A 25,433-nucleotide genomic window follows, 5' to 3' on the forward strand; every position below is an offset into this window, starting at 1 on the left:
TCGACCGCATGATTCAGCTGAGACCGAAACCTGCTGTTGTTCAGCCAATTCCGGCGAAGACGAAGTCTGCGCCGATCGACGCGGCGCACAGTCGCCCGAGAACAGGAGTGCAGTGATGGCACTGGATGCCACCCTCGACCGTGATGAGCTGCTGACGCTGATCCGGACCGCCCTCGACGAGGACCTGCGATACGGCCCCGATGTCACCACGGTCGCCACCGTCCCCGCCGAGGCGGTGAGCAAGGCTTCGGTGGTCTCGCGCCAGCACGGCACCGTCGCGGGCCTCGACGTCGGGCTGCTCGTGCTCGACGAGGTGCTCGGCGCGGGCACCTACGAGATCACCGCGCGGGTCGCCGACGGCACCCGGGTGGAGCCGGGCACCTCGGTGCTGAGCATCGTCGCCCCCACCCGCGGCCTGCTCACCGCCGAACGAACCATGCTCAACCTGGTGTGTCACCTGTCCGGTATCGCCACCGCCACCGCCGCCTGGGTCGACGCGGTCGACGGCACCGAGTGCGAGATCCGCGACAGCCGCAAGACGCTGCCCGGCCTGCGCGCCCTGCAGAAGTACGCGGTCCGCGTCGGCGGCGGCGTCAACCACCGCATGGGGCTGGGCGATGCCGCCCTCATCAAGGACAACCACGTGGTGGCCGCGGGTTCGGTCGTCAACGCCCTGCGCGCGGTCCGCGCGTTGGCACCCGACATCGCCTGCGAGGTCGAGGTCGACAGCCTCGAACAGCTCGACGCTGTCCTGGCCGAAAACGTCGAACTGGTCCTGCTGGACAATTTCCCGCTCTGGCAGACCCAGGCCGCCGTCCAGCGCCGCGATGCGGCAGCTCCCGCCACGAAGCTCGAGTCCTCCGGTGGGCTGTCGCTGGAACAGGCCGCCGAATACGCGGGCACCGGTGTCGACTACCTCGCCATCGGCGCCCTCACCCACTCGGTCCGCGTACTCGATCTCGGCCTGGACATGTGAGGTCGCGTCGAACCGTCGTCGACGCAGACGTGCCCGGCCTCCGATCTGCGCGTTGACCTCGGCCCGCTGATCGCGAACATGCGGAAAGCCCGCATGCCTAGGAGGAGGGCTCGGCATGCGGGCTTCGGGGTGAACCGGATTCCTCAGAGACCCAGGTTGATAGCGATGCTGAAGAAGTCGCCGCCGAATGCGTAGATGTTGTTGAACAGCTGAGTGAGTCCGGAAAGCATGATGGTGATCCTGTCGTTCGGTGTTCTTGTGGAGATGCGCTTCGATCGGCGCAACACCACAGTGGCACCCGGAGGCCATCCGGTGTCCGCTCGGTATCGGTGTTTTCGCAGGTAGATCGGGGAAAATCGACCTTCCGTTCCGGACGGATCAGGGTGCGCAGGCCCCGGCGAACTCGGCGTTCCACCGCGGCAGTTCCGCGTCTACCTCGGTCCCGCGGCTCGCGGTGCACACCCGTTCAGCCGCCGCCGCGGCGTCGGTCTGCCACCACCGCAACACGGCGTCTTCGCCGCCGGCGCCGAGCATGCCCCGCGGGCTGAACGCCACCCGCCAGCGCACGATCCCGGGCGGAGCGAGGGAGCCGCCGACGGCGTGGGGCGCGCGGGAATCCTCGACCGACCAGAGCCGAACGGTCTGATCGTCGGCGCCGGTGGCCAACAGGTGGGAGGTCGGATCGAAACTCACCGAGCGGATGGTGCTCGCGTGTCCACCGATCTCGGCCAGGGTGTCGAGGTGGTCTCCGGAGATGCCCAGGATGCGCACGATCTGGTCGTCGCCCGCGGTGGCCAGCAGCGTGCCGTCGGCGCTGATCGACAGCGCGTTCACCGAGCCGCCGTTCTCGGCGACCACCGTCGAGGACCGGGTGCCGCCGTCGAGATCCCACCGATGGACGCGGCGGTCGGCCGACGCCGCGTACACCGCCGACCCGTCGGGGGCGAACAGCGCCGCGTTCACCCAGCCCCCCGGCCCGGTCAACGGCTCGGGGCGGGCCATCGGGTGGTCGCGATCGGCGAGGTCCCACACCTGCAGGCTGACATCGTCGTAGGCGGTGACCAGCAGTCGCGAGTCCGGTGCGAAGGCCAGTTCGTGGGCATAGCGGGCGCGGGGAATCGGCAGGGTGGTCAGGGCACGGGGTGCGGCAGGGTCGCTCGTGTCGAACAGGGCGACATCGCCGGTGTCCAGGAAGGTCACCGCCAGGGTCCGGCCGTCCGGCGCAAGAGCGACGTTCTCGACACGCACGTCGTCGGCGAGCGGCAGCACCGTCGACAGTGGTCGCGGCGTCGCGCCGGTGGTGTCCCACAGCAACACCTGCCCATCCCACGACCCGGTGGCCATCAGCTGCCCGGACGCGTCATAGCTCGGCGCCTGGACCAGTCGGGTGTGCCCGGTGACCACGGCCGACGACAGCGTCCAGACCTGCAGGTTTCCCGCCTGACCGCCGGTGAGGACGGTCTCGTCGTCGAGAAAGGTGACCGTCGCGAGCGCGCCGCGACTGCCGTTCATCGGCTGCCCGACCTGAACGGGATCGCGCGGATCGGTGACGCTCCACAGTTCAGCCGTCCCATCGCGGGCCGCGCTGGCCAGGGTCCGGCCATCGGGGGAGAACGCCAGCGACCACACCGCGGCGGCATGCGCCGGGATCGCCGCGCTCGTCGCGACGATGTGGTGGCGATCGCGCAGTGACCACAGCCGGAAGGTCTGGTCGTCGCTGCCGGTGGCCAAGGTCGTCCCGTCCGGGCTGAAGGCGACGGCGTGCACGGTGAGCGCCTGTCCGGTCAGTGGCGCGCCGAGCGGACTCGCCCGGTCGGGATCGGTGACGTCCCAGACCCGGGCGGTGCGGTCGTCGCTGCCGCTGACCAGGGTTTTCCCGTCCGGGGCGAAGGCCACGGTGCGGACGGGTGCGTCATGGCCGGTCAGCGTTCGCGTCGTCCCGGTGACCAGATCGTGCAGGCGGACCGTCCGGTCGTCGCCCGCCGTCGCGAGCCACCGGCCGTCCGGGCGGACCGCTACCGCGTAGACAGTGCCCCGGTGACCGAGGTCGATATCGGGGCGGTCCACCGGATGCTCGGCATCGGTGATGTCCCAGCGATGCACTCGACCGGCGGCGCCACCGGCGTACACCGTCCGGCCGTCGGGGGAGAAGGCGACCGACGCGACCCACGATCCGGTACTCAGCGGCGCGCCGACCGGAACGAGGCCGTGCTCGGTACTGCGCTGCCACAGCCGCACGGTGTTGTCGTATCCCGCCGAGGCCACCACCCCGGTGCTCGATCGCGCGGAGCCGTAGATCGCGCCTCGATGCGCGGGCACCGTCGCGGCCAGCGGGGACGACTGGGAGGCCAGCAGCAGTCCGCGTGCCCGCGGATCGCCCGGCCGTTCGACCTGCGACACCACCGCGAGCTGGGCCGATTCGGTCGAATCCGTAGCTTGGTCGCGCTCGGATGCCGCGAGCAGCGCGCCGTACTGCGCGTCGGCGCGTTCGCGCTCGGCTCGCTGACTCTGGCGCATCGACACCACCGCCAGCGCCGAGGTGACCAGCGCCCCGACGACCAGCACCAGCACCAGCGCGCGGGTGGCCACCGTCTGCCGTCGCCGGACGGCCGTGGCCGCGTCGAGGAATTCGTTGCCCTGCGGCGACAGGGCGTGCGGTGTGCGGGTGCGCAACTCCCTCGCCATCGTCAGCCGACTGCCCCGGTAGAGCAGTGACCGGTCCCGGCCCGAGTCCGCCCATTCCTCGACATCGGTCTGCAGCCGATGCCGGATGATCGCGTCTTCACGGTCCTCGTCGATCCATTCGGCCAATCGCGGCCAGGCCCCGATCACCGCGTCGTGAGCCAGCGAGGTGCCGTAGGCGTCCTGGGTGATGATCCTGGCCTCGGCCAGCGCGGTCAGTACGCGGGCAGCCGACGCCGGATCGGCACATCGGCGGACGAGGGCGTCGCGATCGACGTGCCGTCCCACCGCCGTCCCGTCAGGCACGGGCATGACCAGGTGCAACAGGATGGTGCGCGCGGTCTCGCGCTCCTGCGGATCGAAGGACTCCCACCGCTGTTCGGCGCTGGCGGCGATGGCACCGCGTACCCCGCCCGCCTGTTCGTAGGCGCGCACCGACAGCACATTGCCGTCGCGGAACTGCCAGGTACTGCGCAGCGCGTGGGCGAGCAGGGGGAAGGTACCCGCGCGAATCGCGGTGTCGCTGCCGCGGACGCCGAGGTCGGCCAGCATCAACTCCACGAGTCCGTCGCCGATGCCGAGCCCCTCCTTCTCGGCCGGTTCCACGATGGCCGCGGTCAGCGCCTGCGCCGTCGGCGGACCGAGCACCATCTGATGGTTTTCCAGCAGGGTCGCCAGCGCGGGATGACGGGATGCGTGGGTATAGAAGTCGGCGCGCAGTGCCATGACCACGCTCGCGCACCGCCCTGGCCGCACCGGTCCGGGGACGGTGATCGCGCGCAGAATCTCCAGGTAGCGCTCGGCGGCCCGGTCGTCGAAGGGTGGCAGGAACAGTTCCTCGCACTGGTCGACGACCAGCACATACGGCCTCTCGGCGGCCCGCTCGTGCGCCCAGGATTCGAGTTCGCCGGCGGGTACCGAGGCGGGTGTCACCAGCAGCACGTCGAACTCGTCCCGGATCCGGGCGGCGAACCCGGCCTGCAGCAGCGACGACTTCCCGACCCCGGAGTCGCCGACGAGTATCAGCGGCTCGCCGGTTCCGAGGTTCTCGGCGAACCACGACCGCATCGCCTCGATCTGGTGGTCTCGTCCCGCGAAGTACTCGGCGTCGCTGATGGTCAGCGCGGCCAGACCCGGATAGGGGCAGATCGTCGATGTCGCCGTCCGGTTGCCGGAGGGTTCCTGCTGCGCGCGTGACCACAGCTTGCGCCATGCGGTTGTCGAATAGAGTCCGGGCAGCTCGGGTTCGGGCCGGTTCAGGCGGGCCGCGGGCACGAGCACGCTCAGCACCGCGGACAGGCCGTCGAACTTCGCCGGCACGCTCTTCCCGAGCCGCCAGTCGGAGATCCGCTGGGCGCTGACCTCGCGGGCGCGCGGATTACGCGCGCGGATCTCCCGGGTCGCGCGGGCGCTGACCGCCTTCAACGGCGGCGCCCCGGCGGCGGTGTAGAGCAGCTCGAGCCGATGCGCCAGATCGGCACGGATGATGCTCACCGCTGCTCACTCCCGTTTGAAACGCCACAACACCAGTTCGATGCTACGGATTTGCTGGAGCGGGCGGTACGTAGTGGCCGTCACAGTGAACGGTGCTGGATCGACCCGATTTCAGACGCGGAAGGCGCGTTGTTGTTGCCGTCAAGCGGTGAGTTCGCGTTGCAGGGGGGTGCGGAAGCGGGGGATGGCTCGAATATCGCCGAACCAGGTTGTGGTGCGGTCTATTTCGGCGTCGATCAGCTTCTGGGTGGCGGGGTCCACCTCTTCGAGGAGGCGGGTGACCACTTCGCCGTCGGGGCGTTGGGCCCAGCCGCCTACTATGCGGCCGTCGGCCCAGAGGGAGGGGCCGATATTGCCGTTGGAGTCGAACAGGGCGGGGGCGTGGGGGCCGAGGAACCAGTCCCGGGATTGCCAGCCCATGGGGGTGGGGTCGAGGGCGGGCAGCAGCGCCGCCCAGGGCTCGGGGGTGGGGACGGGGGCGAGGTCGTCGGCGAGGATCAGACCGGGGGTGCCGTCGAGGTCCACCTCGACGGTGTCGAGTTCGGCCAGGGCTTTTCGGACTTCGCCGAGGGTCCAGCCGGTCCACCATTTCAGGTCGGTGATCGGGGCCGGGCCGAACGTGTACAACCACTGACGGACCAGTTCGACGCGAGCCTCGGCAGCCGGCAGCGGTGAAAACCCCTGGGGCAGCCAGGTTTCCACGGGGGCCCAGGTGTACTGGCTACTGGTCCAGCTGCCGTTCGGGCGGCCACGCACTATGCGGCCCTCGGCGCCGAGCACCACCAGCACCCAGGTGGTGATGCTGGTCGGCTTGGAATAGGACTTTCCGGGGGCGGCGTCGATCTGGGTGCGCAGACGCGGCACGTCCTTGCTCAGCTGAACGCCGGTTGCCGCGCCGCGGGTCAGCAGCGCCGCGTGGGTCTCGGCCTCGACGTCGGCGAGCCATGTCGAAACGTCACTGTCGACGACGCCCGCCTGCTCGATATAGCGACCGTAGGTGCGCCGTTGCTTGTGGGCCAGCGCATCGCAGGTGGATGCCTGCAGGACCGGGAGCAACTCGGTCGGCGCGACGAACATCGTGCGGCGCATGGCCAGCATGCGAATCAGGGCCCGGTCGTCGTAGAGCGCCTTCTCGACATGGGCGGGAGTGAGATCGATGCCCCGAGCGCCGACCGACAGGTACACCGTCGCCGGATCGGTGGCGTGCAGAACCACCATCGAACGGGCGATGTCCACGGGGTCGTTCGAGCGGGCCGACGGCGCGAGGCGATGCCTGGTGGCCACTCGGGCGCGTCGCTGCGCGGTATCGATCGAGAGCATGAGCGGATCGTAGGCGGGGGCACCGACAATCGCCGCGCACACCCGATCGGGTGGACAGTGATGGCCGAAGCGAGCTACTTCGGCGGCGGCGCGCAGCCGAGACCGTCGAGGAACGCGGCGGCCTCGCGATGGGAGCCCCGCCGGACGCAGGTGAGATTCCGGACAGATCACCGAGTTTGCTTCGATAGCCGCCGTCGACCACCCAGGCATCTGCGGCGATCCGCTCGGCCACCGCGGCCTGGAATTCGGGTGCGGCCATCGGTGTCCAGTTCGGCTGATGGTGGATCGCGTCGAGTTCGATGTGCGGGATGTCGAGCCGGTGCGAGATCCGCCGGGCCAGCGTGCTTTTGCCCGACCCCGATGTTCCCACCACGACGATTCGTCGCATCACAGCCACCATGACAGTATCCACGCCGGTTCGGACCGGATCTCGAGGACAGCGCAGGGGTGAACGACACCTGTGCGTAGTGTCCATTTTGTACAGACTGCCCGGTTGCCGATTTCGTCACCGGGCGGGAATCTCGTTGCTATCGTCCGCTCATGAACGCAGCGCCACCGGTTGTCACTGCGGCTGATCTGGGGGTGGACGACGAGGAGCGGCCCGCGCGGGTGCTCTCCGGGTTTCCCGGCCGGCTGGTCGGTGTCGTGGCGCTCGGGCTCGCGCTGCTGTCGGTGTGGCAGGTGTTCCGGCCGTTGGCGCAGGGCAGTCAGTACTACCTGGTGATCTTTCTGGCCGTCGCGCTGCCGTTGGTGTACCTGAGCTATCGGTCGTGGTGGGGTCCGCTCGATCGGGCCGACGGGCCATCCGTGCTCGACTGGGTGCTGGCCGCGATCACCCTGGTGGTGTGTCTGTATCCGGTGCTGCCGATGCGAATCGGTGACGCGGGTGGGGGATACGACGCGTTTCTCGATCGGCAAGGGATGCTCGCGCCGCTCGACGTCGTGATGGGCGGGTTGCTGCTGGTGCTCGTGCTCGAGGCGTGCAGACGCACCACCGGGGTGATCTTGCCGGTGGTGTGTCTGGTGTTCCTCGGGTACGGGTACTACGGCGGTCTGCTGCCACAGGATTGGTCGATCGCGCACGCGGGACTCGACGTCGATCAGATCGTCGACGCGCTCTACAACTCCGGCAGCGGCTTCTACGGCACGCCCCTCGACGTCGCCGCCAGCTACATCGTGTTGTTCACGCTCTACGGGGCCGTACTCGAATTCTCCGGCGCGGCACGGTTCTTCGTCGATCTGTCGGTGTCGCTGTTCCGTCGCTCGCACAGCGCGGCGGGACGCACCGCGGTGGCGTCGGGATTTCTGCTCGGGACGGTCTCGGGGTCGGGGACCGCGACCGCGGTGAGCACCGGCGCGGTGACGTGGCCGATTCTGCGCAAGGCAGGCTACCGGCCCGAACAGGCGGGCGGGATGCTCGCGGCGGCGGGTGTCGGTGCGATTCTGTCGCCGCCCACGCTGGGCGTGGCGGCGTTCATCGTCGCCGAATATCTCGACGTGTCGTATGTGACGGTGCTGGGGTGGGCGCTGATCCCGACGCTGCTGTACTACCTGGGCATCCTGCTGTCGGTCGAGATCGACGCGCGCCGGATCCACGCGGACGGACGAGCGCCAGCGGATCTGGCCGACGGCCGGCTGCCGACGCCGTGGTGGAAGCTGCTGGGGCGCTTCGGATATCACTTCTCATCGCTGATCGTGATCGTCGTGCTCTTGCTGGCCGGGGTGAGCGCGACCCGCGCGGTGGTCTACGCGACGGCGCTCGCGTTGCTGCTCGCGATCCCGGACCGGATGCTGCGCAGTGCCGCGGCGACCGAGGGGGCCTCGACGGTGGCCACCGACCCCACTGCAACACCTGCCGGACAGCGCGAGACGAAGTCAGCCGAGGGCGGCTCGGCGAGACCGGAGGGGCGTCGCTGGACACGGAAGAGCGTGGGGCAGTTCGTGATCGAAGCCTTGCGCTCGCTGTCGTACGGAATGCGTTCGGCGCTGCCGGTGGTCGCGGTGTGTGCGGCGGCGGGCGTGATCACCGCGATGACCACCAAGACCGGACTCGGTGCGCAACTGGCCGCGCTGCTGGTCAAGGCCGGGTCGGTACTGTCCGACGATCCCGCCGTGGTGCTGGCGACCACCGCGGTGCTGGCGGCCATCGCGTTGTCGCTGCTGGGTCTGGCGGTCCCGGTGACGGCGTCGTTCGTCATCGGCTGGGTGATCATCGGGCCCGCGCTGCTCGACCTGCACGTCGCCGCACCCGCCGCCGCCATGTTCGTCTTCTACTTCTCGGTGCTCTCGGAGGTGACGCCGCCGACCGCGCTGGCCGCCGTCGGCGCGGCCGCGGTGACCGGCGCGAAGGCCATGCCGACGATGTGGCACGCCCTGCGGTACGCGCTGCCCGCGTTCCTGGTGCCGCTGATGTTCGTGCTCACCGACTCCGGGCAGCACCTGCTCGGAGTCGGCGCGGTGCTCGACGTGCTGTGGGTCAGCGCGGCGGCCTGCGTCGGCGTCGCGGCGCTGGCGGCGGCCACCGGCGGCTGGCTGTTCGGAATCGGCGCGATCGGCCCGATCCCGCGCGTCATCGCCGCCGCCGCGGGCCTGATCCTGCTGTACCCGAATCCGGTCGCCACCGGGATCGGGCTCGGCGTGCTGGTCGTCGCCGTGCCGGCGGGCCTGATCGACCGGGCGAACAGAACATCCACGGACACAGCGTGATCCGCGGGAATCGGCAGGCGGCCTGGCCGTCGACGGAAGGGGACCTCATGGTCAGAACAATTGTCGCCGTGGTCGCGGCCGCCGCGCTACTCACCGGCTGTGGTGGCCGACAGGACACCCCGACCGCCGACGCGGGCGGCGAGGTGACCTGTGAAGTGAAGCAGGACACCAGGATCGGCATCGCCACCGGCAACGCGACCGGCGTGTACTTCGCGCTGGGCAACGCCTACGCCGAACAGATCTCGGCCGCTACCGGCGGCACCGTGAAGGCCACCGCGGCCGAGACCGGCGCCTCCGTGCAGAACATCCAGCAGGTGGTCGGCGGCACCTATCAGGTCGGCTTCTCGCTCGCCGACTCCGCGGCCGACGCGGTCGCCGGCACGGGCAGTTTCACCAGCGCGCAGCCGATCCGCGCACTGGCCCGGCTCTACGACAACTACACCCAGGTCATCGTGCGCACCGACGCCGGCATCAACTCCCTCGCCGACCTGCGTGGCAAACGGGTCTCCACCGGCTCGCCCAAATCGGGTACCGAGGTGATCGCCCAGCGCGTGCTGCGAGCCGCGGGCCTCGATCCCGACAGCGACGTGGCCGCCCAGCGCCTCGACCTGACCAAGACTGTCGACGGTCTGAAGGACGGCTCCATCGACGCGATGTTCTGGTCCGGTGGCCTGCCCACGCCGGGCATCACCGACCTGTTCACCACTGCCAAGGACAAGGTCCGCTTTCTCGACATCACCGGGGTGCTGCCGAAACTGAAGGAGATCAACCCGGTCTACGAGACGGGCACCATCCCCGCGGCTACCTACGGCCTGCCCGCCGACGCGCCGACCATCGTGGTGCCCAACCTGCTCGTGGTGCGCGATGACCTCGACGCGAACCTGGCCTGCGTGCTCACCGAGACGTTGCTGGATCGCAAACCCCAACTGGAGCAAGCGAATCCGGCCGCCAAGGGGATCAACGCCGACACCGCGAGCAAGACGGCGCCGGTGCTGTTGCATCGCGGGTCGGAGGTCGCACTGCGCTGACGTCACCTCGAACGGATCCATGCCGACACGGGCGTTCCGGCGGTCCCCGCAACCCCAGGCATCGTGGGGGCGGGGACCGTGTCGTGTCGGTGCGGCAACGCGCGACGATGTGCTGGACCCCCGTGCACCGGTGGCGGACAATCACGACATGAGGCGGGCCGGGGTCGTTGTGGCGGTGTGCGCGCTGCTGGTCGCGCTGTCGGCCGCGGTCGGACCCACCCTGCACGGGCAACCGCCGTGCGCGCCGGGCGTCGACCTGCGGCAGGTCGCGATCACCGTGGACGGCGAGCGGGCGACGGGGCGCGTATACGAGCCGTATCGGTGTGTCCCCGGCGATATCCCGGCGACGAAACTGGTGGTCGCTGTGCACGGGCACGGCGGGTCGTCGGCCGATTTCGCCCCGTACATGTCCGCGCTCGCGCGCACGGGCGGGTCGCCGATTCTGCTCATGGATCTGCGCAGCGCCGACGGACCGTGGCGCACCGGCGACTGGAATCTGTGGGCGGGCTGGCACGACCTGGTGGCGGCCACGCAGTGGTATCGCGGCGAGCATCCCGCTATCGCGTCCACCGTCCTGTGGGGGTGGAGTCAGGGCGGCATCACCAGCGGGCTCGCGGTGGCACACGGGCCGCCGGGACTGTTCGACTACTGGGTCGACAACTACGGTCCCTCCGACGATTTCACCATGTGGGCGGCCGCGGGCTCGGTGGATCCCGCGCTGCCGCGCCAGATCGAACGGGACGCGGGCGGCTGCGTGCCGATGATCTGCCCGCTCGCCTACATCGAGCGCTCGCCCGCGCTGCTCGCCGACCGGTTGACCATGCGCAGGGCCTTCCTGATCCACGGCACCGCCGACGCCATCGTGCCCTTCGCGACCAGTGTGGAACTGCGCGCGGCGCTGACCGCGGCGGGCGCACCGTTCTCCTTCTACACCGTGGTCAGCGGCCGCGACCTGACCGGCGCGATCGTCCCGGGCGATCACTCGGTCGGACCCGCGCTGTTCGAAGGCGGGTGTGTGGTGTTGCGGCTGCTCGCGGGGACCGAGCCGCTCGCGCCGCAGGTCATCGACTATGTCATCGATGTCGAACACGGCGCGGTCACCGCGCCCCCGGCCCCCGCGGGCGCGAAGTGCGCGGCCTGAGACCCGCGGGAACAAGGTTCGGCGAACCGCGGTTGTGCGAGGAGACACCGACCGGAACGAGGATGCGATGACCGACGTAGTGCCCGACGATCACGGCTGGCAGGGTGGCGAGCTCGATCTGGACGCCTATCTGTCCAGGATCGGCTACGACGGGCCACGCACGGCATCGGTCGACACCTTGCGCGCCCTGGTCCGCGCCCACACGACCACCATCCCGTTCGAGAATCTGGAGATCATCCTCGGTCGCGGCATCCCGCTGGATCTGAATTCCTTGCAGGACAAGCTGATCCGTCGAAGCCGTGGCGGCTACTGCTACGAGAATGCCGGGATCTTCGCCGCCGCGCTCGAACGGTTCGGATTCGGGGTCGCGGGGCTCAGCGGCCGGGTCACCTACGGTGTGGCCGACACCGGCGCCCTGCGACCCGCGACCCATGCTCTGCTGCGCGTGACCACACCTGACGACGATCGCGTCTGGATCTGCGATGTCGGTTTCGGATTCGGTCCCCTCGAGCCGTTCGAACTGGTCGACAGCAGAGGCGAATTCGCGCTCGGCGACTGGCGCTACCGGCTGGAACGCCGATCCGGTGACCTGTGGGTGCTGTTCCAGTTCAGCCGCGACGGCTGGATCGACCGCTACACCTTCACCGAGAACCCGCAGTTCCGCATCGACTACGCGGTCGGCAACCACTTCGTGTCGACCTCGCCACGGTCGCCGTTCACCACGCGACCCTTCCTCCAGCGGTTCCTGCCCGACGTCCACCACGTGCTCGACGACCTGACCCTGAGCTCGGAATACCCCGACGGCACCGCCACTTCGCGCGATGTCGATCCCACCGAGCTGGCCGAGGTGCTGGCGAAAGTGTTCGATATCGACCTCGACGAAACCGACGCCGCCACCCTGCTGACCACACCCTGGCGAACCGGATAACACCCTCCCCACACGGCACGGCGGTTTGCTTCCTGAGTGGCGCTACGGCAAATTGATGGTTACTTGCCGGGAAACAATTCCTTTGTGGGGGCCGATTCTGTGGGGTCGTTGGTGCCGAATGTCCGGACCGCATCGCCGGTTGTGCCGGGGGTGGCGGTCCGCGGCACCGTCGAACGGCGCCGGGACCTGGACGGGCTGCGCGGGGTAGCGATCGCGCTGGTGGTGGCGTTCCATGTGTGGGCGGGCCGCGTATCCGGCGGAGTCGATGTCTTTCTGGTGCTGTCGGGGTTCTTCTTCACCGGCGCCGTGGTGCGCGGGGTGGAGCGGCGCGGCGGGGTGTCCGCGGCGGAGACGGCCCGACGGACCGTGCGCAGGTTGATGCCGTCGCTGGTCGTGGTGTCAGCGGCGATTCTGCTCGCCACCGTGGTGTTGCGGCCGTATACCCAGCTGGGCGAAGCCGCGGCGCAGACGTTGGCGTCGATGTTCTACGGCCAGAACTGGTATCTGGCCACCGCCGAGCTCGACTATCTCTCGCCCGATCCGTCGGTGAGTCCGCTCCAGCACCTGTGGTCGATGTCGGTGCAGGGGCAGTTCTACCTGGCGATCTTCGCGCTGCTGGCGGGGTGGGCCTGGTTACGCAGGCGCGGTTCGGCCGGGCGGCGCACCTTGCTGATCGTGCTTGCCGGGCTGGCGTCGCTGTCGTTCTGGTACGCCGCCTCGGGCACCGCGCAGCACCAGGCCTGGACCTATTACGACAGTGTCGCGCGCGGCTGGGAGTTGCTGGCCGGGGCGATGCTGGCCGTCGCGGCGCCTTGGCTGCGGATACCGAACCGGCTGCGTGGGCTCGCGGCCGCCGTCGGGCTGGCCATGGTGCTGTCGTGTGGCCCGCTGTTCGACGGCGCGAATCAGTTCCCCGGTGTCGCGGCGCTGTGGCCGGTGGCGGCCGCCTGTCTGGTGATCGCCGCCGGGTTCGGCGTGGCCGCGCGGACGTGGCCGCATCGTCTGCTGGCCGGACGCTTCTGCACCGAACTCGGCGCGCTGGCCTACCCGCTGTACCTGTGGCACTGGCCGATCCTGATCTTCTACCTCGGCGAGACCGGGCGGGCGAATGCCGGAGTGGTCGACGGTGTGGTGGTGATCGGCGCCTCGCTGGTCCTGGCCTACGCGACCACCCGTCTGATCGAGACGCCCCTGCGGGTGCCACCGCGCGGCCAGGAGGTCGAGCGCCGCGGGCTGACCGGCGCCCTGGTCACCGCCACGGCGGTCGCGGTCCTGATCGCCTCGCTGGGGTGGCAGGTGGTGCTGGTGGCCAACCCCGCTGTACCGCCGCAGGCGCTGGACACCCACCGTTATCCGGGCGCCGCCGCGTTGCTCTCCGGTGCCGAATACTCACCGGAGCCCATGCGGCCCACCGTCTTCGAAGGACAGGCCGACACCCCGCCGCCGACCACCGACGGCTGCATCACCCCCAATCGCGAAGTCCGCGTCTGCACCTACGGCGACCCCACCGCCGCCCGCTCGATCGCGCTGGTCGGTGGGTCGCACTCCGAGCACTGGCTGCCCGCGCTGGAACCACTCGCCCTCGAACACGGGTTCCGGGTGGTCTCCTACCTCAAAGAAGGCTGTCCGGTCGTCCTCGCCGATCAGCCGTCCTACGCCGAGTGGCCCTTTCCCGAATGTCACGAATGGTCGGTCGAGGTGCTCGATCGGCTGGCCGCGCAACCCCCGAACTGGGTACTGACCCTGTCCACCCGCTACCGGCAGAACGGCGCGGGCGACGAGGTACCCAGCGAATACCTCGAGGTGTGGACGGCCTTGCAGGACCGCGGCCTCAATGTGCTCGCCCTGCGTGACACGCCACGGTTACGCCGCGACGGTGTCCTCTACCGGGCCACCGATTGCCTCGCCCACCGCGGCGACCCCGACAGCTGCGGGCTCGATCGCGCCGACGTACTCGACCCGCACGATCCCGCCCAGGAACCGGCGGCCGGCTACCCGAACATCCACCCGCTCGACCTGTCCGACGCCGTCTGCCGACCGCAGCGCTGCCGGGTGGTCGAGGGCAATGTGCTCATCTATCGCGACGAGCACCACCTGACCGCCAGCTACGCGCGCTCGCTCGCCCCCGAACTCGGCCGCCAGATCGGGGGGATCACCGGCTGGTGGTAGCGGACGGGCGCGTCACAGCAGAAACGACAACCCCACCGGCACCACGGATCGAGCTAGTCTCGGACCCGTGCGCACACCACGGAAGGCATCGGTCCTGCTCGTCGCGCTCGCTGCGCTGCCCCTGGCCTGCTCCTCCGGACCCGACCAGCCCCGAACTGTCGCCGAGTCCTTCGCCGCCGCGCTCACCAGCGGAGACGCGTCCGCCGCCGCCGCACTCACCGACGCACCGGAGCAGGCTCGCCCGGTCCTGACCGCGCTGTTCGAGAACCTCGGCAAGAACGACACGGTCCGGGTGTCGTCCACCGACGACAAATCCTTCACGCTGGAATCCACCTGGAAATTCGGTCCCGACGGCCGCAACGCGTGGACGTACTCGAGTGCCGGCACCACCACCGGTGACGACGAGTGGAAGATCGCCTGGCAGCCGAGCACCGTCGCGCCCGGCCTCGACCTCGGCGCGCTCAGCTACAGCCCGGTCGCGGCGAAACCGGCCCGCGTACTCGACGCCTCCGGCGGTGACCTGATGACCCAGCAGGTGGTGACGCTGGTGAACGTCGCACCCGACGCCGACCTGCCCGCCGTCGCCGCACTGCTCGCGCCGCACGGCGTCACCGAGACGTCCCTGCGGACGGATCTCGCTGCGGCACAGGGTAAACCGATCACGGCCGTCGCGCTGCGTGATGCCGACATCGCGCCGGTGCAGCAGGCGCTGACGGGGGTTCGCGGGGTGACGCTCGCGCCGCAGACCCGGCTGCTCGCCGTCGACAAGACCCTCGCCGGTCCCACCATCGGGGGATTGGCCGAGATCTGGCAGGAACAGGCCGACACCGCCGCCGGCTGGGCGATCCGCGCGCAGACCGCCGACGGCACCCAGCGCATCGCCGGACCCGACGCGAAGCCCACCGCCGACATCGCCAGCACCCTCGACATCGATCTACAGCACGCCGCCGAGGACGCACTCACCCCGATCCCCACACCGGCCGCCATCGTCGCGCTGCGCCCCTCGACCGGGGAGGTGCTGGCCGTCGCCCAGAACGCGCCCGCCGACGCGCAGGGCCCGATCGCGCTCACCGGGCTCTACCCGCCGGGCTCCACGTTCAAGACCGTCACGGTCTCGGCGGCCCTGCAAGCGGGCGGGCTCACGCCCGACACCGTGCTGCCGTGCCCCGGCCGTGCCACCATCGAGGGCCGCACGATTCCCAACGACAACGGCTTCGACCTGGGTATGGTGCCTCTGCACACCGCGTTCGCCCGCTCGTGCAACACCACGATGGCCGAGTTGGGAGTGAGATTGCCTGGCGACGGACTCACCGCGGCCGCCCAGCAGCTGGGTCTTGGGGTGGACTATGTGACACCCGGCTTGACGACTGTCACAGGGAAAGTTCCACCCGCCGAAAATCCGGCGCAACGGGTCGAATCGAGCATCGGGCAGGGCACGGTGACGGCGTCGCCGTTCGGAATGGCGCTCGTCGCGGCCTCGCTCGCGCACGGTTCCGCGCCGGTTCCGAGCATCATCAAGGGCCGTCCCGGCACCCCCGATCGGCCTTCGGCGCCCGTGCCCGCGACGGTGACGTCGCAGCTAGAGACCATGATGGGGGAGACGGTGAGCGCCGGAACGGCCACCGCCCTTCGGGACATCCCCGGCCTGCTCGGCAAGACCGGTACCGCTGAGTACCTCGACGACACCCACGCCCACGGGTGGTTCGTCGGCATCGACGGCGACCGGGCGTTCGCGGTGTTCGTCGCGGACGCCGGCAGCTCCGGACCGGCGGTCGAGGCAGCGGGACGGATGCTACGTGTGACACCATGAGTCGTCTTTCCCCCCGCAGGCGAGCAATCCCCCCGCTGCCGCACGCGGTCATCACCCAGCCAGCTACACTCGGCGGCGGACCATACCCATGGTCAATACGCGGGATGTCACAATTTCGAGAAGGTTCGGAGTAGGCGCCATCGATACCGGTCAGAAGATCGCGGAGCATTACCGCCTGGTCGAGCGTATTGGTAGCGGCGGCACAGGCGTTGTATGGCGTGCTGTCGACGAACGCCTCCAACGCTCCGTGGCAGTGAAGCAGATCCACATCAAGCCCAGCTTGCCCGAAGGCGAGCGGGATGTGTTGCGCCAGCGCGCGATTCGGGAAGCCCGCAACGCGGCACGCTTCCAGCATCCCAATGCCATCGTGGTGTTCGACATCACCGAGCACAACGGTGATCCGTGCCTGGTGATGGAGTACCTCAAGTCGGTCAGCCTCGCGGGTGAACTGGGCCAGAAGGGACCACTGCCGCTGCTCGAGGTCGCCCGCATCGGGGAGAAGGTGGCCTCCTCCCTGATCGCCGCCCACCAGGCGGGCCTGGTGCACCGCGACGTGAAACCGGGCAATATCCTGCTCGGCGACCACGGTGAGGTGAAGATCACCGACTTCGGCATCTCCCGCGCGGCCGGCGACGTGACGCTCACCGAGACCGGCCTGATCTGCGGTACCGCCGCCTACCTGGCACCCGAGGTCGCACGCGGCTCCGATCCGACCCCCGCCGCCGACGTATTCGCCCTCGGCGCAACGCTTTTCCACGCGCTGGAAGGCGAACCGCCCTACGGCGCCAACGCCAACCCGCTGGCCGTGCTCTACGCCGCCGCCAACGGTCAGGTGCGTGAGCCCCACAACGCGGGCCCGGCCACCGACTTCCTGCTCGACCTGCTCAGCCCGGACCCCCTCGACCGTCCGACGATGACCGAGGCCCGCGACGCGCTGGCCGCGTTCGCCGAGGACGACAACGCGGTGCCCGCTGGATTCGTCCCCGCCAGTGAGGCTTTCAACCGCCGTAACTCCGCGGCGACCACCCAGGTGATCCGGCAGTCCGGTCGCCGGGCCTCCCATGCGGGCGCGTCCACCGCCACGACCCGTCAGATCCGCTCGAACAACCCGCGCCCGCAGGTCCGTCAGGACACCGCCGCGCACCCGCGCACCCAGGCCCAGCCCATGCCCGCCCCGCGCAAGCAGGCAGGCAAGGGGCGTGCGGTGCTGATCGGGTCCGCGGTGGGTGCGGTGGTCGCGGCGGTCGCCGTCGCGTTCAGCGCGTTGAACAGCTCGGACTCGGATTCGCCGCAGGTGCAGGCCGGTCCGCCGACCTCGGTGCAGTCCTCCGCGGCGCCCAAGCCCAGCGCGGCGGTTCCGCCGCTCGGGCAGGCCAGCAATGTCGGCACCGTCGACATCGGGTCGGCCGGTTTGCTGGTCGAGGACTTCTTCAGCAACCCGGCCGGTTCGTGGTCGCTGCTCACCCCGGCCGCACAGCAGGTCTACGGTAGCGAGTCCGCGTTCCGCGAGTACTGGAACGCCCGCACCGTCGACACCTTCGCCAGCATCACCGCGGTCAGCGGCAACAACGCCGACGGTTCCACGAATATGCGCCTGGCCAGCATCACCATCAACGGTTCCACCAAGGCCATGGTCATGCGCGTGGTGAGTTCCGGCGGCAGTCTGCGCATCGACGGAGATACCCGCTAGCCGGTGTTCGCGACGGATCCGCCGGTCGGGTCCGTCGCTTCGGCGGGATGTGCTGGAAAAGCGATGGCGGGCGCCCATTAGGCTGGTAGCTGACCTGAGCCCCAGCACAGAACAGGACCGTACCCCGATATGACTTCCCGCATCGAGCTCGCCCGCGTCGATCTGCGCGGTCGTACTCCTTCCGCTGCCGAGCTGCGCACCGCGCTGCCGCGCGGAGGGGTCGACGTGGACTCGGTGCTGCATCATGTGCGGCCGGTCGTCGAAGACATTCGTGACCGGGGTGCCGAGGCGGCGCTGGACTACAGCGAGAAGTTCGACGGTGTGCGGCCCGCCGTGGTGCGGGTGCCGGTCGGCGAGCTCACCAAGGCCCTCGCCGAGCTGGACCCGGCGGTGCGCGCCGCACTCGAGGTGGCGATCGAGCGGACCAGGAAGGTGCACGCCGATCAGCGGCGCACCGACACGGTGACCGAGGTTGTGCCCGGCGGCACCGTCACCGAGAAGTGGCTGCCGGTGGAGCGGGTCGGGCTGTACGTGCCCGGCGGCAATGCCGTGTATCCGTCGTCGGTCGTGATGAACGTGGTGCCCGCGCAGGCCGCCGGCGTCGAGTCGCTGGTGGTGTCCTCGCCGCCGCAGGCACAGTTCGGTGGACTGCCGCACCCGACGATCCTGGCGGCCGCCGCGCTGCTCGGCGTCGACGAGGTGTGGGCAGTCGGCGGTGCGCAGGCGGTGGCGTTGCTGTCCTACGGCGGCGTCGATACCGATGGTGGGGCGCTCGAGCCGGTCGACCTGATCACCGGGCCCGGCAACATCTACGTCACCGCGGCCAAGCGGCTGTGCCGTGGGCTGGTCGGCATCGATGCCGAGGCAGGCCCCACCGAGATCGCGGTGCTGGCGGACGCCACGGCCGATCCGGTACACGTGGCCGCCGACCTGATCAGCCAGGCCGAGCACGATGTGCTCGCCGCCAGTGTGCTGGTCACCGATTCTCCCGCGCTGGCCGACGCGGTCGACGCCGCGGTGAACGCTCAGCTCGCCGTGGTCAAGCACCACGATCGGGTGCGGGAAGCGCTGAGCGGCAAGCAGTCCGGCATCGTGCTCGTCGACGACATCGCGCAGGGTCTGCGGGTGGTCGACGCCTATGCCGCCGAGCACCTCGAGATCCAGACCGTCGACGCGGCCGCTGTCGCCGCGCGGGTGCGCAGCGCGGGCGCGATCTTCGTCGGCCCGTGGGCGCCCGTCAGCCTGGGCGACTACTGCGCCGGTTCCAACCACGTGCTGCCGACCGCGGGGTGCGCACGGCATTCCTCGGGACTGAGCGTGCAGACGTTCCTGCGCGGCATCCACATCGTGGAGTACACCGAGGCGGCGTTGAAGGATGTCGCCGGACACGTTGTCGCCCTGGCCAACGCGGAGGATCTGCCCGCGCACGGTCAGGCCGTGCAGGCGCGTTTCGAGGCGCTGTCGTGAGTGCTCCCACCGTGCCCGGCGCCTCGGCGACCCTCGACCAGCTCCCGCTGCGCGACAACCTGCGGGGCAAATCGCCTTATGGCGCACCGCAATTGACGGTGCCGGTGCAGCTCAACACCAACGAGAACCCGCACCCGCCCAGCAAGGCGCTGATCGATGATGTCGCCGAGTCGGTGCGCGCGGCCGCGGCCGAACTGCACCGATACCCGGATCGCGACGCTGTCGCGCTGCGCCACGACCTGGCCGAGTATCTGACCCGGCAGACGGGCGTCGCGGTCGACACCGCGAACGTGTGGGCGGCCAACGGCTCCAACGAGATTCTGCAGCAGCTGTTGCAGGCGTTCGGCGGCCCGGGCCGCAGCGCCCTGGGTTTCGTGCCCTCCTACTCGATGCATCCGATCATCTCGGAGGGCATCGACACCGAGTGGGTCGAGGCCGAACGCAGCGGTGACTTCTCGCTCGACATCGACTACGCGGTGGCGCAGATCGCCGAACGCCGCCCCGACGTCGTGTTCGTGACGAGCCCGAACAACCCGACCGGGCACAGCATCCCGATCGACGAGCTCGAGCGGATTCTCGAGGTCGCGCCCGGCATCGTGGTGGTGGACGAGGCGTACGGCGAGTTCTCCGCGGTACCCAGCGCGATCATGTTGATCGACCGGTTCCCGACCAAGCTCGTGGTCACCCGCACTATGAGCAAGGCGTTCGCCTTCGCCGGTGGGCGACTGGGTTACCTGGCCGCCTCACCCGCGGTGATCGACGCGATTCTGCTGGTGCGCTTGCCGTATCACCTGTCGGTGGTCACCCAGGCCGCCGCGCGCGCGGCATTGCGTCACGCTGACGAAACCCTCGGCAGCGTCGCGGAATTGGCGGCCCAGCGCGATCGGGTCGCCGCCGCGCTGGTTTCGTTCGGGTTCGATGTGATCCCCAGCGACGCCAACTTCGTGCTGTTCGGCCGGTTCACCGATGCGGGCGCCGCGTGGCAGCACTACCTCGACGCGGGTGTGCTGATCCGCGATGTCGGCATCCCGGGGTACCTGCGCGCCACCATCGGCCTCGCCGCCGAGAACGACGAATTCCTGCGCGTGAGCCGCGCTGTCGCGGGCACCGACCTTACTCACTGAATCCACCTGTGGAGGAGCACATCATGAGCAGAACAGCGCGGGTGGAACGCGTCACCAAAGAGTCCTCGATTCTGGTGGAGCTGAACCTCGACGGCACCGGGCAGACCGAGATCTCCACCGGGGTGCCGTTCTACGACCACATGCTGACCGCGCTCGGCGCGCACGCCGGGTTCGACCTGGTCGTGCGGGCCGAGGGCGACATCGAGATCGAAGCGCACCACACCGTCGAGGACACCGCGATCGTGCTGGGGCAGGCGCTCGGGCAGGCGCTGGGCGACAAGAAGGGGATCCGCCGCTTCGGCGACGCGTTCATCCCGATGGACGAGACCCTCGCGCACGCCGCCGTCGACGTGTCCGGCCGGCCGTACTGCGTGTTCACCGGTGAGCCCGAACACCTCGTGCACACCATCATCCCGAGCGCGGGCCCCGGCGCTTCGTACTCGACGGTGCTCAACAAGCACGTCTTCGAGTCGATCGCGCAGAACGCCCGCATCGCGCTGCACGTGCGGGTGCTCTACGGCCGCGACCAGCACCACATCACCGAGGCCGAATTCAAGGCTGTCGCCCGGGCGCTGCGTGCCGCCGTGGAAATCGACCCCCGGGTCAGCGGTGTGCCGTCCACGAAGGGTGTGCTGTGAAATCCGTTGTGCTGCTGGACTATGGCTCCGGCAATCTGCACTCCGCCGAACGCGCGCTGGTGCGTGCCGGTGCGCAGGTGGAGGTCACCGCCGATCCCCAGGCCGCGCTGGCGGCGGACGGCCTCGTCGTTCCCGGCGTAGGCGCGTACGCGGCCTGCATGGCGGGGCTGCTCGCGGTGCGTGGTGATCGGATGATCGGCCAGCGCCTCGCCGGTGGACGCCCTGTGCTCGGCATCTGCGTCGGCATGCAGATCATGTTCGACCGCGGTGTCGAATTCGGTGTCGAGACCGAAGGCTGCGGCGAATGGCCCGGCACGGTCGCGGGCCTGGATGCCCCCGTCCTGCCGCACATGGGCTGGAACACGGTGAAGGCACCCGCCGACAGCACGCTGTTCGCCGGTATGGACGCCGACACCCGCTTCTATTTCGTCCACTCCTACGCGGCGCAGCAGTGGGAACTCCCGGACAACGAGCACATCGCACCCGCGAAGCTCACCTGGGCCGAGCACGGCGTGCCCTTCCTGGCCGCCGTCGAGAACGGACCGCTCTCGGCCACCCAGTTCCACCCGGAGAAGTCCGGCGACGCGGGCGCGCAGCTGCTGCGCAACTGGATCGGTTCGCTGTAGTCCGGCACCGACCGCGACTGTGCCCAGGCGCAGTCGCGAGTCTGGTGGGGTGGCGTCGATCGACCTGACCCGGGTCGCGCGGCGTCAACCGGTCAGGTCGGGGTTGCCGCTGTCGGCCAGGGCAGCACCGTCAACTCGGGCCAATGACGGCGCCAGCGGCTGGCCTTCGCCTCGTAGACATGGCGTGGCGCCAAGACCGGATTGGGGCGCACGACGAGGTTGAACACGTCGGACAGCCCGTGCGGCGCGTAGACGCGCCAACGGTCGCCGGGTTGCTCGAGGCGAACTCCCAAGCAGCACGTAGTCGCGGCGAAGGAGTCGATGGCGTCCTCGGTCGACATGTAGGCAGGACACGGCGTCCCGAACTTCTCCTCGTACCAGAGATGGACCCGCGCCTCGTTGCGGATCTCCACTTCTGCGGGGACGTCGGCGAAAACTTGCTTCGCGGACTGGATGACCGCGTCCTCCGCCTCCCAGGACAAATCGGTGGCGTCGAAATAGAACAGGTCGTAGTCCTTGATGCCCTCGCCAGGGGCGCGGTCGGTGACTGTGTTCCAGACAGTCTGGAACAGACAACCCGCCGTCAGATACCAGCCGGGCAGGTCCAAGGACGCAGACCGGGACAACACCTCCGTCAGCACCTCGTTGCGCGAGAGCGCGTCTCGGAGGGCATCGAGTTGTTCGTCGAGAGGCAGTTGGCTGATCACTGCTCATGCCTACCACCGCGCCGGGATACCAGGGAGGGCGAAGGTCGACCGGGCAACGGTGGGTCGATTCAGGGGCTGTCGAAGTCGGCTCGGTCGGCGGCTTCGGTGCCTGCGGTCCAGCCTTCGGCGCTGCGGATGGTGATCCCGCGGGTGCGGACGGTGGGGAAGTAGGTGGCGAAGGCTTTGTCTACTCGTTGCTGGTGGGTGGCCAGGGCGGGGAGTAGGCGGGTGGGGTCGGCGGAGTCGGCGATGGTTGCTTCGGCCGCCTCGGCAAGGCGTTCGCCGACTCGCGTGGCATAGGCGGTGAGGTAGGCCTTGCGGTAGTGGCGGGAGCGGGATTCCTCGGTGGTGGCGTTGTCGATCATGGTGCGGGTGGCTTGGACGAGCAGGGATGTCGACAGGATTTCCACGGCGTCGAGGTCGGGGTCGTCGCCGACTATCGTGACGAAACCCCAGTCGGCGACGAAGATCGCGCGGGCGCGATTGGCTCGGGTGACCATGTCGATGAGCAGGGCTTTGGCATCGGTGTAGGGGGTTTCCAGCCAGACGCGGCGGGCGGCGGGGAGGTCGGGGTCGGTGCGCTGGGTGGCGAGCAGGGCGCGGTCGATCGCGTATTTGGTCATGAGTTCTTGCGCCTTGGCGGACAGGGTCTCCGCTTCCTCGGCGAAGGAAGTCGATTCGGCCTTGGCGAGCAGGCCACGGACTCGGCCGAGGGTCTTCTCGTCGACATGGTGGTGTGTGGCGGTCTGCCCGCGGGTGCCGGGCAGCGCGACGATCTGCTCGAGTTTCGGGAGCTGGACGAGCAGTGCCAGGGCGGTCAGGGCGGAGGTGAGGGCCTCTTCGCGGGTGAGGAGCGCGCGGTCGGCCCACTGGTCGAGGTGGGGGCGCTCGGATGTCCACCAGACTGTGGCGCTCAGCTCGTCCAGGTGCGACTGCCAGATCTCGTCGACGGACTGTGCGGGGAAATCGGACCGGTGATCGGCCATCAGATCGGTCAGATAGCTCACCGCGAACTCGTCCACCCGTCTGCGCGCGGCCTCGTGAACATCGCGGGGTAACCAGCCGAACTCGAAAGCGCGGCCGATGATCCGCTGAGCGGCGAGCTGTACTCCCGAGGACAGTTCGGCGCCGGCGACCTGCTCGGCGAATCGTCCGATCGCGTTCTTGTCGCCCTGGGCGGCGAGGAAGGCGACGGTCGCGATCGCATCGGCCACCTGCGACCGGTCGCTCGACACCGCGGCATCGATCGGAAGTCCGGGAGCGGCTGCCGGTTTACGGCCGGTCCGGCGCCGACGATTCTGCTTGGCCAAGGGGGTACGCCGATCCTGTTCGTGCGGGTGCTACCCGCAACGGGGGTGGCAGAGGGGAGAGGTTCGCGGCGTCCATTCTCGCGCATCGGCCTCATGCGGCCGCGATGTCATCCGGCCCACGTCGAACAGTCGAGGCAGGTCAGCCGCTCGGGGCCGATTGAGCCGTCGTAATCGCTACTCGCCCAAGGGAACTGAGCGAAGAGGGTTTCGGAAATGGGGCGATCGGCCTAGGCTGGCGGGATGAGTTATCGGGGGATGGTTCTCGACGAACGAGCCGAACTGGTGGAACTGCTGCGGGGGTTGAGCGAGCAGGAATGGCAGACGCCGTCGCTGTGCGCGGGGTGGCGGGTTCGTGACGTCGTCGGCCACCTGTTGCAGGACACCCTGAGCCCGCTGGGCTACGCGGCCGTCGTGGTGAAGAGCCGGGGCTCGGTCAACCGCACCAACAACGCGCTCGCGCGGTCGTTCTCGGAGCTGACGACCGCGCAGCTGGTGGACAAGCTCGAGACCGAGTCGGGTCGCCTGTCGAAGTACTCGCCCCGGCTGATGCTCTCCGACCTCGTCGTCCACCACCAGGACATCCGCCGTCCCCTCGGCCGCCCGCGGACGATCCCCGCCGACCGTCTCATCGCGGTCCTGAACTACCCCGACCCCTTCGCCTTCCCGGCCAGGTATGCCAAGGGTCTGCGGTTCGTCGCCACCGATGTCGACTGGTCCTGCGGCGACGGCCCGGAAGTGCGCGGCCCCGGCGAGGCCATCGCGTTGGCCGTGGTCGGCCGCACGGCCGCGCTCGCCGACCTCACCGGCGGCGGACTCCCCGAACTCCGCCGCCGCCTCGGCTGACTACTTCAGCAGCGGGGAATCGAGTTCGTGCACCAGCCAACGGCCCCATACGTTGGTCAGTCTGACGTTGATGGCCATGTTCAGGCGCTGGGGTTCGGGAGCGTTCGCGTTGGAACGGATCTGTGTCAGCGTCACCAGCACGTCCGCGCTGAGGAAATCGCCGCTCACCACGCCGCAGGTGATGTTTTCGGCGGTGGAGCGAACCTCCGCCTGACGCATGGCCGCGGCCAGCGCGTCCCTCGACTCGGTGAACTCGGCGTGGAACGCGCCCGTGCTGCGGTCGAGGACACGCTCGAAATAGCCGTCGAGGTCGTGTGCGTGGTCGTAGGTCGATACTTCACGGCCGAAATCGCAGCCCGCGAGCCGCGCCGCGTCCGGGGGGCCTGCTGCCGCATTCGGCGCCACGATCACCGCCGCTATCGCGATCGAGCCCAGCAAACTACCCAGTACACCTGTACGGAACACAATTTTCCTTTGATCGGTCGAGCCGACGCGGATGCGCGCGTCGGCACGAACTGTATCCAGAACCACTGACATGAGCTGTAATCGGCGCCCGCTCAACAGGATTCGGTGTAACAACGGCGTCCTGGCAACAGCGCGGCCTGCTCGATTCCGCCGCCGTGGCCGAGGAACACGACATCCGCCGCGAGCGTGTCATCCCGCGTCGGCAGGGCGGTGCCGGCAAGCCCGACCCGCTCGGCGCACCGCGTCTGTGCGCGGGGTTCGCGTGACACGGGCCTCACCGTCGCGGACCGTTGCGGGAACGACGACACA

General features: G+C 69.4%; 19 protein-coding genes. 13 read left to right on the forward strand and 6 right to left on the reverse strand.

All coding sequences use genetic code 11. The annotated features are described in order from the left end of the window. The first annotated feature begins 115 nt into the window (after positions 1-115). Positions 116-976: a carboxylating nicotinate-nucleotide diphosphorylase gene (gene nadC / locus ACFWFP_RS27240; RefSeq protein ID WP_379299622.1), complete on the forward strand. Its 861-nt coding sequence runs from the start codon at positions 116-118 to the stop codon at positions 974-976. 378 nt (positions 977-1,354) lie between these two features. Here the strand turns inward: nadC and ACFWFP_RS27245 are convergent, their stop codons facing one another. Beyond that, the gene (locus tag ACFWFP_RS27245) at positions 1,355-5,152 is read right to left on the reverse strand and encodes a hypothetical protein (RefSeq protein WP_379299624.1); all 3,798 of its coding nucleotides are present in this window, start codon (positions 5,150-5,152) and stop codon (positions 1,355-1,357) included. Between the two features lie 141 nt (positions 5,153-5,293). Further along, positions 5,294-6,472, reverse strand: a complete 1,179-nt coding sequence (locus ACFWFP_RS27250) for a winged helix DNA-binding domain-containing protein (RefSeq protein WP_379299626.1) — start codon at positions 6,470-6,472, stop codon at positions 5,294-5,296. A 540-nt stretch (positions 6,473-7,012) separates the two neighbouring features. Between ACFWFP_RS27250 and ACFWFP_RS27255 the strand changes: the two genes are divergently transcribed. From ACFWFP_RS27255 to hisH, 11 genes are all read left to right on the forward strand, one after another. Beyond that, positions 7,013-9,178 carry a TRAP transporter permease gene (locus ACFWFP_RS27255; RefSeq protein WP_379299628.1) on the forward strand — a complete coding sequence of 722 codons (2,166 nt, stop codon included), beginning with the start codon at positions 7,013-7,015 and terminating at the stop codon, positions 9,176-9,178. Positions 9,179-9,225: 47 nt separating this feature from the next. After that, positions 9,226-10,206 carry a TAXI family TRAP transporter solute-binding subunit gene (locus ACFWFP_RS27260; RefSeq protein WP_379299629.1) on the forward strand — a complete coding sequence of 327 codons (981 nt, stop codon included), beginning with the start codon at positions 9,226-9,228 and terminating at the stop codon, positions 10,204-10,206. Between the two features lie 148 nt (positions 10,207-10,354). Then, complete coding sequence (locus tag ACFWFP_RS27265) at positions 10,355-11,347, forward strand: alpha/beta hydrolase family protein (protein ID WP_379299630.1); 993 nt, start codon at positions 10,355-10,357, stop codon at positions 11,345-11,347. A gap of 67 nt (positions 11,348-11,414) precedes the next feature. Beyond that, positions 11,415-12,275 carry an arylamine N-acetyltransferase gene (locus ACFWFP_RS27270; RefSeq protein WP_379299631.1) on the forward strand — a complete coding sequence of 287 codons (861 nt, stop codon included), beginning with the start codon at positions 11,415-11,417 and terminating at the stop codon, positions 12,273-12,275. Between the two features lie 84 nt (positions 12,276-12,359). Beyond that, a complete protein-coding gene (locus ACFWFP_RS27275) occupies positions 12,360-14,444 on the forward strand; it encodes an acyltransferase family protein (protein WP_379299632.1) in 2,085 nt (694 codons plus the stop codon). A 67-nt stretch (positions 14,445-14,511) separates the two neighbouring features. After that, a complete protein-coding gene (locus tag ACFWFP_RS27280) occupies positions 14,512-16,254 on the forward strand; it encodes a penicillin-binding transpeptidase domain-containing protein (RefSeq protein WP_379299633.1) in 1,743 nt (580 codons plus the stop codon). Positions 16,255-16,441: 187 nt separating this feature from the next. Further along, a complete protein-coding gene (locus tag ACFWFP_RS27285; protein WP_379299841.1) occupies positions 16,442-17,944 on the forward strand; it encodes a protein kinase in 1,503 nt (500 codons plus the stop codon). Between the two features lie 129 nt (positions 17,945-18,073). After that, on the forward strand, positions 18,074-19,411 hold the full coding sequence (gene hisD / locus ACFWFP_RS27290; protein ID WP_379299635.1) for a histidinol dehydrogenase: 1,338 nt from the start codon (positions 18,074-18,076) through the stop codon (positions 19,409-19,411). Continuing rightward, positions 19,408-20,535, forward strand: coding sequence for a histidinol-phosphate transaminase (locus ACFWFP_RS27295; RefSeq protein ID WP_379299637.1), 1,128 nt, complete (start codon positions 19,408-19,410; stop codon positions 20,533-20,535). The genes hisD and ACFWFP_RS27295 overlap by 4 nt, the downstream gene beginning before the upstream one ends. Before the next feature lie 23 nt (positions 20,536-20,558). Beyond that, positions 20,559-21,173, forward strand: a complete 615-nt coding sequence (gene hisB, locus ACFWFP_RS27300; protein WP_056824871.1) for an imidazoleglycerol-phosphate dehydratase HisB — start codon at positions 20,559-20,561, stop codon at positions 21,171-21,173. Next, entirely contained in the window at positions 21,170-21,799 is a 630-nt protein-coding gene (gene hisH / locus ACFWFP_RS27305) for an imidazole glycerol phosphate synthase subunit HisH (RefSeq protein ID WP_379299639.1), read from the forward strand. The genes hisB and hisH overlap by 4 nt, the downstream gene beginning before the upstream one ends. A 92-nt stretch (positions 21,800-21,891) precedes the next feature. Here hisH and ACFWFP_RS27310 read toward each other — a convergent pair whose 3' ends face one another. Both ACFWFP_RS27310 and ACFWFP_RS27315 read right to left on the reverse strand, forming a co-directional pair. Further along, positions 21,892-22,506 carry a nucleotidyltransferase family protein gene (locus tag ACFWFP_RS27310; protein ID WP_379299641.1) on the reverse strand — a complete coding sequence of 205 codons (615 nt, stop codon included), beginning with the start codon at positions 22,504-22,506 and terminating at the stop codon, positions 21,892-21,894. Between the two features lie 68 nt (positions 22,507-22,574). Continuing rightward, a complete protein-coding gene (locus ACFWFP_RS27315; RefSeq protein ID WP_379299643.1) occupies positions 22,575-23,816 on the reverse strand; it encodes a DUF2786 domain-containing protein in 1,242 nt (413 codons plus the stop codon). Positions 23,817-24,056: 240 nt separating this feature from the next. Here ACFWFP_RS27315 and ACFWFP_RS27320 point away from each other — a divergent pair, with 240 nt between their 5' ends. Next, positions 24,057-24,659 (forward strand): maleylpyruvate isomerase family mycothiol-dependent enzyme, encoded by a 603-nt coding sequence (locus tag ACFWFP_RS27320; protein WP_379299645.1) that lies wholly within the window; start codon positions 24,057-24,059, stop codon positions 24,657-24,659. Here the strand turns inward: ACFWFP_RS27320 and ACFWFP_RS27325 are convergent, their stop codons facing one another. Further along, the gene (locus ACFWFP_RS27325) at positions 24,660-25,196 is read right to left on the reverse strand and encodes a hypothetical protein (RefSeq protein ID WP_379299647.1); all 537 of its coding nucleotides are present in this window, start codon (positions 25,194-25,196) and stop codon (positions 24,660-24,662) included. A 20-nt stretch (positions 25,197-25,216) separates the two neighbouring features. Next, positions 25,217-25,393 carry a hypothetical protein gene (locus tag ACFWFP_RS27330; RefSeq protein WP_379299649.1) on the reverse strand — a complete coding sequence of 59 codons (177 nt, stop codon included), beginning with the start codon at positions 25,391-25,393 and terminating at the stop codon, positions 25,217-25,219. Positions 25,394-25,433: the final 40 nt, after the last annotated feature.

It is taken from the genome of Nocardia sp. NPDC060249 (assembly GCF_042728755.1).
In the GTDB taxonomy this organism is placed as follows: domain Bacteria; phylum Actinomycetota; class Actinomycetes; order Mycobacteriales; family Mycobacteriaceae; genus Nocardia.